Annotated in this window: 11 protein-coding genes, 1 tRNA gene, 1 pseudogene and 2 riboswitches; of the genes and pseudogenes, 8 read left to right on the top strand and 5 right to left on the bottom strand. The window is 64.2% G+C overall.

Features of this window, described 5'->3' with window-relative positions; all coding sequences use genetic code 11:
* Positions 1-120 precede the first annotated feature (120 nt).
* From GDA49_11230 to GDA49_11195, 8 genes and pseudogenes are all read left to right on the top strand, one after another.
* The gene (locus GDA49_11230; protein MBC6440953.1) at positions 121-363 is read left to right on the top strand and encodes a CDGSH iron-sulfur domain-containing protein; all 243 of its coding nucleotides are present in this window, start codon (positions 121-123) and stop codon (positions 361-363) included.
* Positions 364-373: 10 nt separating this feature from the next.
* Positions 374-928, top strand: coding sequence for a hypothetical protein (locus GDA49_11225; GenBank protein ID MBC6440952.1), 555 nt, complete (start codon positions 374-376; stop codon positions 926-928).
* A gap of 124 nt (positions 929-1,052) precedes the next feature.
* Positions 1,053-1,141: riboswitch (glycine riboswitch) on the top strand.
* A riboswitch (glycine riboswitch) is annotated at positions 1,142-1,240 on the top strand.
* Positions 1,241-1,289: 49 nt separating this feature from the next.
* Positions 1,290-2,417, top strand: a complete 1,128-nt coding sequence (gcvT, locus tag GDA49_11220; GenBank protein MBC6440951.1) for a glycine cleavage system aminomethyltransferase GcvT — start codon at positions 1,290-1,292, stop codon at positions 2,415-2,417.
* Between the two features lie 12 nt (positions 2,418-2,429).
* A complete protein-coding gene (gcvH, locus tag GDA49_11215) occupies positions 2,430-2,807 on the top strand; it encodes a glycine cleavage system protein GcvH (protein MBC6440950.1) in 378 nt (125 codons plus the stop codon).
* Complete coding sequence (gene gcvPA / locus GDA49_11210; protein MBC6440949.1) at positions 2,807-4,153, top strand: aminomethyl-transferring glycine dehydrogenase subunit GcvPA; 1,347 nt, start codon at positions 2,807-2,809, stop codon at positions 4,151-4,153. The genes gcvH and gcvPA overlap by 1 nt, the downstream gene beginning before the upstream one ends.
* Positions 4,150-5,652: an aminomethyl-transferring glycine dehydrogenase subunit GcvPB gene (gene gcvPB, locus GDA49_11205; GenBank protein ID MBC6440948.1), complete on the top strand. Its 1,503-nt coding sequence runs from the start codon at positions 4,150-4,152 to the stop codon at positions 5,650-5,652. The genes gcvPA and gcvPB overlap by 4 nt, the downstream gene beginning before the upstream one ends.
* Positions 5,653-5,827: 175 nt before the next feature.
* Positions 5,828-5,915: transfer RNA gene (locus tag GDA49_11200), tRNA-Ser, on the top strand.
* Positions 5,916-6,043: 128 nt separating this feature from the next.
* Positions 6,044-10,902 (top strand): annotated as a pseudogene (locus GDA49_11195) (DEAD/DEAH box helicase).
* Positions 10,903-11,158: 256 nt separating this feature from the next.
* Here GDA49_11195 and GDA49_11190 read toward each other — a convergent pair.
* The 5 genes from GDA49_11190 to GDA49_11170 form a co-directional block, all read right to left on the bottom strand.
* The gene (locus GDA49_11190) at positions 11,159-11,650 is read right to left on the bottom strand and encodes a F0F1 ATP synthase subunit B (protein MBC6440947.1); all 492 of its coding nucleotides are present in this window, start codon (positions 11,648-11,650) and stop codon (positions 11,159-11,161) included.
* A 2-nt stretch (positions 11,651-11,652) separates the two neighbouring features.
* Positions 11,653-12,138, bottom strand: a complete 486-nt coding sequence (locus GDA49_11185) for a F0F1 ATP synthase subunit B' (protein MBC6440946.1) — start codon at positions 12,136-12,138, stop codon at positions 11,653-11,655.
* A 64-nt stretch (positions 12,139-12,202) separates the two neighbouring features.
* Positions 12,203-12,430 (bottom strand): F0F1 ATP synthase subunit C, encoded by a 228-nt coding sequence (locus tag GDA49_11180; protein ID MBC6440945.1) that lies wholly within the window; start codon positions 12,428-12,430, stop codon positions 12,203-12,205.
* Positions 12,431-12,505: 75 nt separating this feature from the next.
* Positions 12,506-13,267, bottom strand: coding sequence for a F0F1 ATP synthase subunit A (locus tag GDA49_11175; GenBank protein MBC6440944.1), 762 nt, complete (start codon positions 13,265-13,267; stop codon positions 12,506-12,508).
* Positions 13,257-13,622 carry an AtpZ/AtpI family protein gene (locus GDA49_11170; protein MBC6440943.1) on the bottom strand — a complete coding sequence of 122 codons (366 nt, stop codon included), beginning with the start codon at positions 13,620-13,622 and terminating at the stop codon, positions 13,257-13,259. The genes GDA49_11175 and GDA49_11170 overlap by 11 nt, the downstream gene beginning before the upstream one ends.
* Between the last annotated feature and the right edge of the window lie 110 nt (positions 13,623-13,732).

Below are 13,732 nucleotides of genomic sequence, written 5' to 3'. Positions count from 1 at the left end.
GGTTTTGCAGGCCAGTGTTGCAGCGCGCGCCCCTTCGCGAGCTTGTTCACGGACCTCTGCGCCACTATGGTAGCGCCACTTTCACATAACCGTTCCCTTGCCATCATGGAAGGACGAGACATGAGCGACGAGGTCGTGATTGCCCAAAAGGGCCCCTACAAGGTCGGGATCAAGGCGGGAGAGAAGTATTTCTGGTGCCGCTGCGGGCGCAGCGCGACCCAGCCGTTCTGCGACGGTGCCCACAAGGCTGTTGGCATGAAGCCCTGCATCTACACGGCCGAGGAAGACAAGACCGTCTGGTTCTGCGGTTGCAAGCACAGCGGCAGCGAGCCGTTCTGCGACGGCACACACAACAGGCTCTGATCTGTTGCCGGTGCCGATGACGTCCGGACAACGGTCCCGTCGACGCTTTGCGTTGCCCCTGCTGGCGCTTCTGGCACTGGCCGCCTGCGATACCGGAGGCGAAGCGACTGTCGTTCTGACCTGTCCCCAGGTTCTGATCGTCGACGAAGCCTCCGAACTTACGCTCTACGCGCCGGGCGAGGGCCGCGACATGCTCGACGTCCGTTTCGACGCTGCCATCGGTGCGGTCGACTGGGTCTGCGATTACTATTCCGAGGAAAATCGGGTCGACGTCGAGGTGCGCTTCGCCGTGCGCGCCCTGCGCGGACCGGCGGCGGAGGGACCCGTGGCCCGCTTGCCCTATTTTGTCGCGGTCGCCGATCCGGAGGGCAACGTCCTGGCCAAGCAGGTCTTCGCCATCGACATCGCGTTTCCGGGCGATGCGCTCGAGATCGGCCACATTGAGGACGTCTTCCAGAGCCTGCGCTATGCGAAGATCTCCGACGCGTCGTTCTACACCATCTATATCGGCTACCAGCTGACCCCGGAGCAGCTTGGCGAGAGCCGGGCGCTGCAGGTGTTCTAGCGTTCGGACGCCGGCGGGATCGGTCGCCGATCCCGCCACACCGGCCCCGCCACACCGGTCGTTATCACGGTCGCGTGAATGCGGTTGCCCTGGCGTCGCCCAGCACCGATAATAGACATGGCCGCTGAATGCTGCGGGAGAGACCGGTGATGACCGGTGCCGAAGGAGCAACCTGCCCCGGAAACTCTCAGGCAAACGGACCGCAGCAGGATGGCCACTCTGGAGAGCAGGCGGCGTCTTGTGCCGTCTCACCGAAGGGGAAAGCCGGCTCGGCCGGCGAACACTCTCAGGTCGTGCGACAGAGGGGGCAACGCAGGCGTGGCGTACACGCCGGCTGTTGCTGTTGCGCGGAGGTGTTCGGGTGAACACGGATGACGACCTGCTGACGACCCCCTTGCTCGGCCTTCACCGGGAGCGTGACGCGCGCATCGTGCCCTTTGCGGGCTACGCCATGCCGGTGCAGTTTCCGTCCGGCATCATCACCGAACACAAGCACACACGCAGCGCGGCAGGCTTGTTCGATGTCTCACACATGGGACAGATGCGGCTGACCGCCAGGGGCGGCGCGCCGCTCGGGACCGTCACCGCGGCGCTGGAACGGCTTGTGCCGGCCGATATCGTCAACCTGAAGCCGGGCCGGCAACGCTACACCCAGTTCACCAACGAACAGGGCGGTATTCTCGACGACCTGATGATCACCTGCATGGGCGATCACCTTTACATGGTGGTCAACGCCGCGACGAAGGCCGACGACCTCGCCTTGATGCAGAAACATCTGTCCGGCGACTGCGAGATCGAGGTGCTGGAGAGCCGGGCGCTGATTGCCCTGCAGGGGCCCGGGGCGATCGGCGTGATGGCGCGCCTCATCCCCGAGGTCGCGCAGCTGACCTTCATGCAGGCGGCGACCTGGACCTGGCAGGGCGAGCGCCTGCTGATCAGCCGCTCGGGCTACACCGGCGAAGACGGCTGCGAGATTTCCGTCCCGGGCCACGCGGCCGAGGTTCTGGCGCGTCGTCTCCTGGAGGAGGACGAGGTCGAGCCGGTTGGGCTGGGCGCACGCGACAGCCTCAGACTTGAGGCCGGGCTCTGCCTCTACGGGCACGACATCGATAGAACGACGACGCCGGTCGAGGCCGGGCTCGCCTGGTCCATCCAGAAGCGGCGGCGCACCGAAGGCGGCTTTCCCGGCGCAACGGTCGTTCAGGAGCAGCTTCGCAACGGTCCGTCGCGGAAGCGTATCGGCATCCGGCCCGAGGGCCGGGCGCCGGTGCGTGAAGGCGCGGCCGTCCGGGACGGCGACGGCCGTGAGATCGGGCATGTCACCAGCGGCGGCTTCGGTGCCACCGTCGGCGGGCCGGTCGCCATGGGATATGTCGATGCGAACCATGCCACGCCGGGCACGGCGTTGGAGCTTGAGTTGCGGGGCAGGGGAGTTGCCGCCGAGGTGGCCGCACTGCCCTTCGTACCACCGGGTTATCACAGAGGTTGAGGGAGACCAGACATGAGCGACAGACTTTACAGCAAGGATCACGAGTGGGTGGCGGTCGACGGCGACATCGCCACGATCGGCATTTCCGACCATGCCCAGAAGCAGTTGGGCGACGTCGTCTTCGTCGAACTGCCGGAGACCGGGCGCAGCGTGACCCGGAACGAGGAAGCCTGCGTCGTCGAGTCGGTCAAGGCGGCCAGCGAGGTCTACGCGCCATTCGACGGCAAGATCGTCGAGGTCAACGAAACGCTCTCCGAAGACCCCGCCCAGGTGAATGCTGAGCCCTATGGCTCGGGCTGGTTCGTTCGCATGCGTGTCGACAACCCCGCCCAGCTCAAGGAGCTGATGGACGAGAAGGCCTATCAGGAATTTCTGGCGGAGCTCGACTGATGCGCTACCTGCCCCATACCGACTCCGACCGCCGGGCCATGCTGAATGTGATCGGCGCCGGCAGCATGGACGACCTCTACGTGGACGTGCCGCACGATGTCTGGCTCGACGGCCCGGTCGACCTGCCGCCCCATCAGGGCGAACTTGCCGTCGAGCGCGCCCTGGGAGCGATGGCGGCGAAGAACCTGCATGGCGGCAATACGCCGAGCTTCGTCGGCTGCGGTGCCTATCGCCATCACATTCCGGCCACGGTCGATGCCCTGATTCAGCGCGGCGAGTTCCTCACCTCCTACACACCCTATCAGCCCGAGGTGAGTCAGGGCACGCTGCAGATGCTGTTCGAGTTCCAGACCATGGTTGCGATGCTGACCGGCATGGATGTGGCCAACGCCTCAATGTACGACGGCGCATCGGGCGCGGCCGAAGCGGTGCTGATGGCCAACCGCGTCACACGACGTCACAGGGCGGTGCTGTCGGGCGGGCTTCATCCGCATTACCGCGAGACCGTCGAGACCTACGCGCGCTACGGCGACTTCGAGATCGCGAGCCAGGAGCTCAACCCTGAAGGCGTCCAGGACCTCGCGGCGCTGATCGACGGGAACACGAGCTGTGTCGTCGTTCAGACGCCCGACGTCATGGGCCGGCTGCGTGATCTTCGTGTCCTGGCCGATGCCTGCCACGCCGCGGGCGCGCTTCTGGTTGCCGTGGTGACCGAGGTGGTCTCGCTCGGCCTTGTCACCCCCCCCGGCGAGATGGGCGCTGACATCGTTGTTTGCGAAGGCCAGTCGCTCGGCAATCCCACGGGTTTCGGCGGCCCCTACCTTGGCCTCTTCGCAACCCGCGAGAAGTACGTGCGCCAGATGCCGGGCCGACTCTCGGGCGAGGCCACCGATGTCGACGGGCGGCGCGGCTATGTGCTCACACTCTCGACGCGCGAACAGCACATTCGCCGCGAAAAGGCGACCAGCAACATCTGCACGAACTCCGGCCTCTGTGCCCTTGCCTTCACGATCCACCTGTCGCTGCTCGGTGAGGCCGGTCTGACGCGCCTGGCCCATCTCAATCATGAGGCGGCGTTGCGAACCGAGGCGGCGCTCGCTGCGGTCAACGGTGTGACGGTGCTGAACGAGAGCTACTTCAACGAGTTCACGGTGCGGCTGTCGAAACCGGCGGCCGGCGTGGTCGATGCCCTGGCCGCGCGCGGCGTTCTGGGCGGCGTTCCGCTCTCGCGCTTCATGCCGGGGAGAGACGACGTGGCCGAGCTGATGGTTGTGGCGGCGACCGAGATGACGACACCGGATGAGATCACAGCGCTCGCCGACCGTCTTGGGGAGGTGCTGTCATGACCCAGATGACGTCCTCGGGCCATCGTGGCCTTGTGATGCACGAACCACTGCTGTTCGAACAGGATGCCGACGGCCGCACGGGTGTCGACCTGCCGGAGCCCGAGGGCCTGGCCCTGAAGCTCGGCGGCCTGGAACGCGCAGGCCGGATAGGCCTGCCCGGTGTGTCGGAACCCCAGGTGGTGCGCCACTTCACCCGGCTCTCCCAGAAGAACTACGCGATCGATGCCGGGCTCTACCCTCTGGGCTCGTGCACGATGAAGCACAACCCCCGGCTCAACGAGAAGGTGGCGCGTCTGCCAGGCTTTGCGATGGCGCATCCCCTGCAGCCGCAACAGACGGTGACGGGCTGCCTGGAACTGATCGGCACGCTGGCCCACTGGCTCTGCACGCTGACGGGCATGCCGGGTGTGGCGATGTCGCCGGCCGCGGGTGCCCATGGCGAGCTCGCCGGGCTCATGACGATCCGGGCCGCGCTGACCGACCGGGGCGATGCGCGCAAGCGCGTTCTCGCGCCCGAATCGGCCCACGGGACGAACCCGGCGACGGCGGCGCTGTGCGGCTACAAGGTCGAGTCGATCCCCGCCAATGCGCGCGGGCGCATTGATGTCGAGGTGCTCAGGGAAGCGCTCGATGAGGATGTCGCAGCGCTCATGCTGACCAACCCCAACACCTGCGGCCTGTTCGAGGACGAGGTCGTCCAGGTGGCCGAGCTGATCCATGACGCAGGCGCCTTTTTCTATGCCGACGGTGCGAACTTCAACGCCATCGTCGGCCGGGTCAGGCCCGGCGACCTCGGTGTCGATGCCATGCACATCAACCTCCACAAGACCTTCTCGACGCCGCACGGCGGCGGCGGGCCGGGCAGCGGGCCCGTGGTTCTGTCGGAGCCGCTCGTGCCCTATGCGCCGCTGCCCTGCGTCGTGGCCGACGGCGAATCGTGGTCGCTGGTGGAACAGGATGCGACCGGCAAGTCTTTTGGCCGGCTGCGCGGATTCCACGGCCAGATGGGCATGTTCGTGCGTGCCCTGGCCTACATGATGAGCCACGGCTCGGACGGCCTGCGCCAGGTCGCCGAGGATTCGGTGCTCAACGCCAACTACGTCATGGCGCGCCTCAAGGGTGCCTACAACCTGCCGTTCCCCGGCCCCTGCATGCACGAGTGCCTGTTCGACGATCACACGCTGAGGGACACCGACGTCAGCACGCTCGACCTCGCCAAGGCAATGATCGACGAGGGTTTTCACCCGATGACCATGTACTTCCCGCTGGTCGTGCACGGTGCCATGCTGATCGAACCGACCGAGACCGAAAGCAGGCAGAGCCTCGACCTCTTCTGCGACACCATGCTGCACCTCATGGAGCGCGCACAGTCGGGCGACGCCGCGTGGTTCCACGACGCACCGCATCTGGCACCCTGGAGCCGCCTGGACGAAACGGCGGCAGCCCGCCATCCGGTGCTGACTTGGCGACCGCAACCGGAGACAAACCGGGCTGCCTAGAGCAGATTCAATTTGATCGCGGTCATATCCTGCGGTGGCGAAGGTCCAATCCGTAACAACGCGCCATATCTGCTTCCCGTGTGACTTGTGGGTACAGAATCATGTGGCGGAACGAATGGGGGCCCCCTTTTTCCATTCAGCTTGAGATGAAGACGTTCTAGGCTCGCACCCTTCCGGAGGGATGGCCGAGCGGTTCAAGGCGCACGCCTGGAAAGCGTGTTGGGTGAAAGCCCTCGCGGGTTCGAATCCCGCTCCCTCCGCCACGCGGCCGCACATTGTGGAGCCCAGTATGACGGAAAAGGTTATGACGGGAACGGACAAAGACGAACAAGATCCACGGCATGACGTCAGGGCGGTGACAGATGGCGGCCCGGCGGCGGAGCCGGGCGCAATGTCGCTGCGCGACATTCTGGAGCGATTTCGCGCCGAGGCGCGTTCGGAACGCGAGAAGGGCGACTGTTTCGAGCGGGTTGTGCGCGCCTATCTTCTGCACGATCCGGTGCAGAAACAGTTCTGGTCGGATGTGAAGCCCTATGGCGAGTGGGCCGAGGCGCAGGGCCGGGCGAGGACCGACATCGGGATCGATCTGGTGGCGACACATGCCGACGGCTCGGGCCATGCGGCGATCCAGTGCAAGTTTCTGGAGCGCGGCGGGCGCATCTCCAAGCCCGCGATCGACAGCTTCATCTCGGCGGCGGGAAACGAGACGTTCACCCGCCTGATTATTGTTGACACGAGCCAGGACGGCTTCGGGCGAAATGCGAAGGAAACGCTCGAAAACCTCTCGAAGAACTGGAACCGGATCGGGCTTGGCGAGCTGGAGGCCAGCGGCATCGACTGGTCGCGGTTCCTGCGCAGCGGCACGGTCAGCCTCGCGCCGAAGAAGGAGCTGCGCGACCACCAGCGCAATGCGCTGCAGGCGGTGACCAAGGGTCTTGCAGACGCCGACCGCGGCAAGCTGATCATGGCCTGTGGCACGGGCAAGACCTTCACCGCGCTTGCGATTGCCGAGACCATGGCGGGGCGTGGCGGGCGTGTGCTCTGCATGGTGCCGTCGCTGGCGCTGATGTCGCAGACGGTGCGCGAATGGAAGACCGACTGTGCGCAGGACTTCACCGCCTTTTCGGTCTGCTCGGATCAGGCGGTGGGCAAGAGGCGGCCGGACCCCGACAGCCTCGACCTGACCGTGCATGACCTGGCCTTTCCGGCCACGACCGATGCGGACCGGCTCGCCGGTCAGGTGGCCGGTGCCCCGGCGGAGCGGATGACGGTGGTCTTTGCCACCTATCACTCCATCGACGTGCTGACCCGCGCGCAGAAGGACCACGGCCTGCCGGCGTTCGATCTCGCGATCTGCGACGAGGCGCACCGCACCACGGGCGTCACGCTCAAGGGGGAGGACGACAGCGCCTTCGTGCGCATCCACCGCAACGAACACGTGTCGGCCCGCAAGCGGCTCTACATGACGGCGACGCCGCGTATCTTCGGGGAAGGGGCGAAGCGGAAGGCGGACGACCATGAGGCCGCCCTCGCCTCGATGGATGACGCGGAGATGTTCGGCGAGACACTGTTCCATCTGGGCTTTGGCCAGGCGGTGGAGGACGGGCTGCTGACCGATTACAAGGTGGTCGTGCTGGCGGTGGACGAAAGGCTGGTCTCGACGACTGTGCAGAACCGCCTGCGCGACGGGCCCGAACTGACGCTGGGCGACGCGACCAAGATCGTCGGCTGCTACAAGGCGCTGGCGAAGGAGGGCATGAAGGACGATACCTGCCCCATGAAGCGGGCGCTGGTGTTCTGCGACAAAATTGCCGCCTCCCGCATCGTCGAGAAGGAGTTTGCGCAGGTGGTTGCCGAATACACCAGCGACTCCGGCGAGGATGTCCGGCACATCACCACCGAGGTGCGCCATATCGACGGCAAATTCAATGCTTCGGCGCGCGAGGAGAGGCTGGACTGGCTCCGTGAAGAGGCAGGCGAGGACACCTGCCGCATCCTGACCAACGTAAGGGTTCTGTCCGAAGGGGTGGACGTGCCTGCCCTGGATGCGATCCTGTTCATGCATCCGCGCAAGAGCCAGATCGAAGTGGTGCAGTCGGTGGGCCGCGTCATGCGCCGGGCCGAAGGCAAGACGCTGGGCTATGTCATCCTGCCCGTTGCCATTCCGCCCGACATCAGCCCCGAGGAGGCGCTCAATGACAATGAGCGCTACCGGGTGATCTGGCAGATCCTGAACGCGCTGCGCGCCCATGACGAACGGCTCGATGCGCGCATCAACCAGGCCCGCATCGGCGAGGATATCAGCGACCGGATCGCCCTGATACGTGTGGCGGAACTCGATGCGGTGACCGCCGTTGTCGAGGATTTCTCCACCGGCGGGACCGGGAAGGAAGGGCGCGGGGGCCGTGACCCGGGAGCCCGGTACATCCATAACCCGGAACCCCAGTACGAGCTGGCATTCGACGCCGTAACCCGCGCCATCATGGCGAGGATTGTCGAGAAATGCGGCACCCGCGACTACTGGGAAACCTGGACCGGGGATATCGCGCGGATTGCCGGCACGCACATCACACGCATCGGGACCATCGTTGCCTGTGACGGCCCGGCGCGGCAGGCCTTCCTGGCGTTCCTTGAGGAACTGCGCGACGACCTGAACCCGTCGATCACCGAGGCGGAGGCCATCGAGATGCTGGCCCAGCATCTCATCGCGAAGCCTGTCTTCGACACGCTCTTCGGGGACAACGCCTTTACGGCACAGAACCCGGTATCGCGTGCCATGGAAACCGTGCTGGAACAGTTGCATGGCCACAATCTGGCAAAGGAAACGACAGACCTGGACCGGTTCTATGCCAGCGTGGCGCGCCGCGCCGAAGATGTGGTCACCGCCGACGGGCGCCAGAGGCTGATCGCCGATCTATACGACCGGTTCTTCCGCAATGCCTTTCCGCACCTGACCGGGCGGCTGGGCATCGTCTACACGCCGGTCGAGGTGGTGGACTTCATCCTCCGTTCGGTCAATGACGTGCTGAAGGCTCAGTTCGGCCAGACACTGGGATCGAGGGGTGTGCATATCCTCGACCCCTTCACCGGCACGGGCACCTTCATCGCCCGGCTCCTGCAGTCGGACCTGATCGCGCCCGAAGAAATGGCGCACAAATACGCCTGTGAGATTCACGCCAACGAGATCGTGCTGCTGGCCTATTACATCGCGGCCATCAATATCGAGACCGTGTATCGTGAACGGGCCCATGGCGCATTGTCGGACAACGCGCCCTACGAGCCCTTTACCGGTATCGCGCTGACCGACACGTTCCAGATGTACGAACAGGAACGCGACATGATCGCCGACCTGCTGCCCGACAATTCGGAACGCCGGACGCGGCAGAAGAAACTCGATATCCGGGTGATCGTAGGCAACCCGCCCTATTCTGCCGGGCAGAAGAAAGAAAACGATAATGCAAAGAATCTGAAATACGAAAACCTCGACGCCAGGATCAGGGACACCTACGCGGATCGTTCCAATGCTGTGCTGAAGAAAAACCTTTATGACAGCTACATCCGCGCCTTCCGCTGGGCCAGCGACCGGATCGGGGATGCGGGCGTGATGGCCTTTGTCACCAATGCGGGTTGGATTGATGGCAATGCGATGGACGGTCTGCGCGCGTGTCTGGCCGAGGAGTTCAGCGATCTTTATGTGTTCCACCTGCGGGGCGACATCCGCAAGGATATGCTCTCGAAGGGGGCTGCCGGGGAAGGGGGGAACATCTTCGGATCGGCCAGCATGACCGGCACATCCATTGCCATTCTGGTCAAGAACCCCGGGGCGACGGAACACGGGCACATCCGTTTCCACGACATCGGCGACGATCTCGACCGCGAACAGAAGCTGGGCCTTATCCGGGACTTCCGTTCGATCGATGGCATCACACAGGCCGGGAACTGGACACAGATTACGCCGGACGCGAACAACGACTGGCTCGATCAGGTGGACCGGAGCTTCGAGCGTTTCCCTGCAATGGGTGACAAGACGTCAGCCGATATGGCGATATTCGGGAATTACTCCTGCGGAATTGTCACCAGCCGCGATGCATGGTGCATCCAGTCGAGCCACAGGAAACTCATGGACAACATGGCCCGCATGATCGAATTCTACAACGCCGAAGCTGACCGCCATGCCGAGGCCGGGGAAAGCCCGATGTGGATGGCTTCGTCAACACCGACTCCAGGGCAATCAACTGGAGCCGCGCCCTGAAACAGGACCTGAAGAAGGGCCGCAGGATAGCATTCGACGCGGGGAACATCGTTCCCAGCCTCTATCGCCCGTTTCACAAACAATGGCTTTATTTTGACCGCCGCTTGAATGAGATGGTCTACCGGATGCCGCGCATCTTCCCCCATGCGGAGGCAAAAAACAGGGTCATCCAGGTCTCGGGCACCGGAGCGGGGGCCGGGTTTTCAGCACTGATGACGGACGCGGTGCCCAATTTTGACACGATAGAAAAAGGCCAGTGCTTCCCGCTCTACCTCTACGAGCAGGCAGGGCCGGAGGGCGGTCTCTTGAGCGGCGGGGAGACCGAAACCGGCCATGACCTCACCCGCCGCGAGGCCATTGCCGATGCGGGGCTGGCACCGTTCCGCGCCGCCTATCCCGGTCGGGACATCGGCAAGGAAGACCTCTTCTACTATATCTATGGCCTGCTTCATGCGCCCGACTATCGCACACGCTTCGGAAACAACCTCGCCAAGGCCCTGCCGCGCATTCCGCCGGTGAAGCGCTTCGAGGATTTTGCCGCCTTCCGCGATGCGGGCCGCGCCCTTGGCGACCTGCATGTGAATTTCGGCAGCGTCGAGCCCTTTGCGGTCACCTTCAGGGAAGGCGACCACCGCCTGATAACGGAGGCCCGGACCGATCCGGTCGCGTTCTACCGGGTGAGGAAGATGAAGTTCGGCGGCAAGGGACGGGAGAAGGACAGAACCACGGTCATCTACAACGAGCACATCGTCATCACGGACATTCCGCCGGAAGCCTGGGACTACATCGTCAACGGCAGGCCCGCACTCGAATGGGTGATGCAACGGCAGGCGGTGAAGACCGACAAGGCCAGCGGCATCGTCAACGATGCCAACGACTTTGCCAACGAGACCATGGGCGATCCCCGCTACCCGCTCGACCTGTTCCGGCGTGTCATCACCGTCAGCCTGGAGACCGTGAAAATCGTGAACACCCTGCCCCCGCTCGACATCGATTGACATTGAACGATCATTGTTATCCCCGGCGGCGAAGACGTTCGTGCCGTGCTGTGGCGTCAAGCTATCGATAATCGTTGCGATGGCCTCCCGGAGGTCACCGGGCGGAAGCCCCCATCCGTCAGAGCGTCACTGGCCAGACACGTGCCTCGATCTCTTCGGGAAGACGAGGGGCACCGGCGTTGGCGCCGATGCCCTTTCGGGGTCCGGATTTGCCTCCGGATATGCTGGGAACTCTCCTAGGAACTCTCCCGGGAACTCAGTGCAGCCGCCTGGCGACCTCGGCGATTGCGTCGTCGACCAGCCTGGCCTGTTCGGCTTCACCGATCCTGTCGTCAAGCAGTTTGCGGGTGGCCTTCAGCGCCAGATCGACCGCGCTTGTGCGAACCTCGCGCACAGCGTCCGCCTCGGCCTGGCCGATACGGTCCATGGCCTGCTGTCGGCGGCGCGCGACCTGATTCTCGAGATCCTCGGCGGCCCGCCTGGTCAAACGGTCCGCTTCCTCGCGCGCCTGGTTGACAATACCCTCGGCTTCCCTGGTGGCCTCACGCTGCTTGCGCTCGTAGGACGCCAGCAGTTCCTGGGCCTCCTCGCGCAGGCGACGGGCCTCGTCGAGCGCGCTTGCGATCTTCTCGCTACGGCGATCGAGGCCGCCCAGAATCATCCTGGAGAGTGGCTTCCAGACGATTGCAATGGCCGCGAAGAAACCGATTGCGACCCAGAAGGTCGGATCCGCAAAGAGCTTGTCCATCCTCAGGCCTCCCTGGAGGCCGCGACGGCCCTGTTGACGTCGTCTTCGGAGACCTCGACACCGATCAGCCTGGCGGTCGCATCGCGTGCCGCTTCGGCTGCCATGCCGGTCAGGTTGTCCATGGCCTCGGACCTGGCGTCGGCGATAGCGCGCCGGGCTTCCTCGATCTGCCCGGCGATCTCGGCGTCGAGCTCGCGGTTGCGCGTTTCGGCCGCCCTGGCACCGGCTTCCGAGGCCGCCGCGATCACGGCATGGGCTTCGTCACGGGCGCCGGTCAGCGAAGCCTCGTGGGCTTCCAGCGCCGCATCGGCCTGCGACCTGGCCTTCTCGGCAGCGTCGAGGTCGGTTTCGACCTTCTCCTTGCGCTTGGCCAGCACGCTGCCGATGCGCGGCAGTGCGACGAAGGCCATCACGCAGTAGAGGATCGTGAAACAAACGACGAGCCAGAAAAACTGCGGCAGAAAGTGCCAGAATTCCAACTGAGGCATGGCTTCGAGCCTTCCTGTTCGGAAAGAACATGCGCCGGACCCGTCAGACGGTCCGGCGCGGCGATCAGAACACGAAGAGCAGCAGAAGCGCGATGAGCAGCGCGTAGAGCGCCACGGCCTCGACCAGCGCGAAGCCGATCCACATGAAGCCCTGGACGTTACCCGCCGCGGCCGGGTTGCGGCCGACCGACGAAATCATTGAGGCGAAGATGTTGCCGATACCGGCACCGACGCCGCCAAGGCCGATCACGGCCAGACCGGCACCAATGAGCTTTGCAGCTTCAGCTTCCATGATCAATGTCCTCTTCCCTGGTCCTTTGAGGTTTGTTGTGGCGTTCCCGGGAGCGCCCCCGAGAGCACCGTTGATTCAGTGCATGTGGATCGCGTCGTGCAGATAGATGCAGGTCAGCACTGCAAAGACATAGGCCTGCAGGAACGCGATCGCGAATTCGAGAAGGGTGAGGCCGATGGTCGCCGCCATCGGGATCGCACCCGGGAGGATGTAGAAGGCACCCAGCGGGGCGATGAAGCCCGCGAACACCTTGAGCATGGTGTGGCCGGCAGTCAGGTTTGCGAACAGACGCAGACCCAGGCTGACGGGGCGGATCAGGTAGCTCAGCACCTCGATCGGGATGACGAGAGGTGCGAGGAAACCCGGCACGCCGTGGGGCAGGAAAAATCCGAAGAAGCCAAGGCCGTGCCTCACGAAGCCGACGATGGTGACGCCGATGAAGACGGTGAAGGCGAGTGCGAAGGTCACGATGATCTGGCTCGTTACCGTGAAACTGTAGGGCAGCATACCGAGCATGTTGCAGAACAGCACGAACATGAAGATCGTGAAGATGAACGGGAAGAAGGGCCGGCCCTCGCTCCCGACATTGTCGCGAATCATGTTGGCGATGAACTCGTAAGAGACTTCGACCAGGGACTGCATCCGGCCCGGAACAAGAGCGCGCTTCTGCATGAAGATCGTGGTGAAGGCAATGATCAGGACCGTGGCGGCCATCATCCAGACGACGGAGTTGGTGATGTGGAACGACAGACCGCCGATGTCGATCCCGATGATCTTCGAAACAGCAAACTGCTCGAGAGGGCTGTGTCCGCCATCGCCGTGAGAGTCAGTCGCCACCCGCCCGGTCCTCTTTGTCGTTCTTCTCGTCGTTCTTCGGAGCGCGGAGCGATCCGTGTGTAAAGCCGCTTACGGCCTTGTAAGCGTTGATAAATCCGGCCCCCATGCCCATGACCAGCAGGATCATGAGAAACAGGGGCGCGGTGCCCAACTCGCCGTCAATCCAGAGACCCAGAAAGACGGACACGGCCAGGGCCGCAACCATCTCCATCGCCAACCGGATAGCCATGCCGTAGCCGGTCGCTGTCGCGCGCTTCCGGGAATCGGGCCGTCTGGCGGCGTCCTCCCGTTCGCGTACGGCGGCGATCCGCTGCTGCAAGTCGGAAAGATCTGACGGACAGTCCTGCTTGGTCATGACCACCGCCCTTCGTCATGCGCGGAGCACCCGGAACCAGGCGAAAGAGCGGACGAAACATACGGAGGCTCCCATGTCGTGTCAAGGACACCGGGAGACTCTTTCGATTC

Source organism: Rhodospirillales bacterium (assembly GCA_014323865.1).
GTDB lineage: Bacteria > Pseudomonadota > Alphaproteobacteria > SP197 > SP197 > SP197.
Note: the sequence above shows the minus strand (reverse complement) of the source record. Positions and strands in the feature narration are given on the sequence as shown.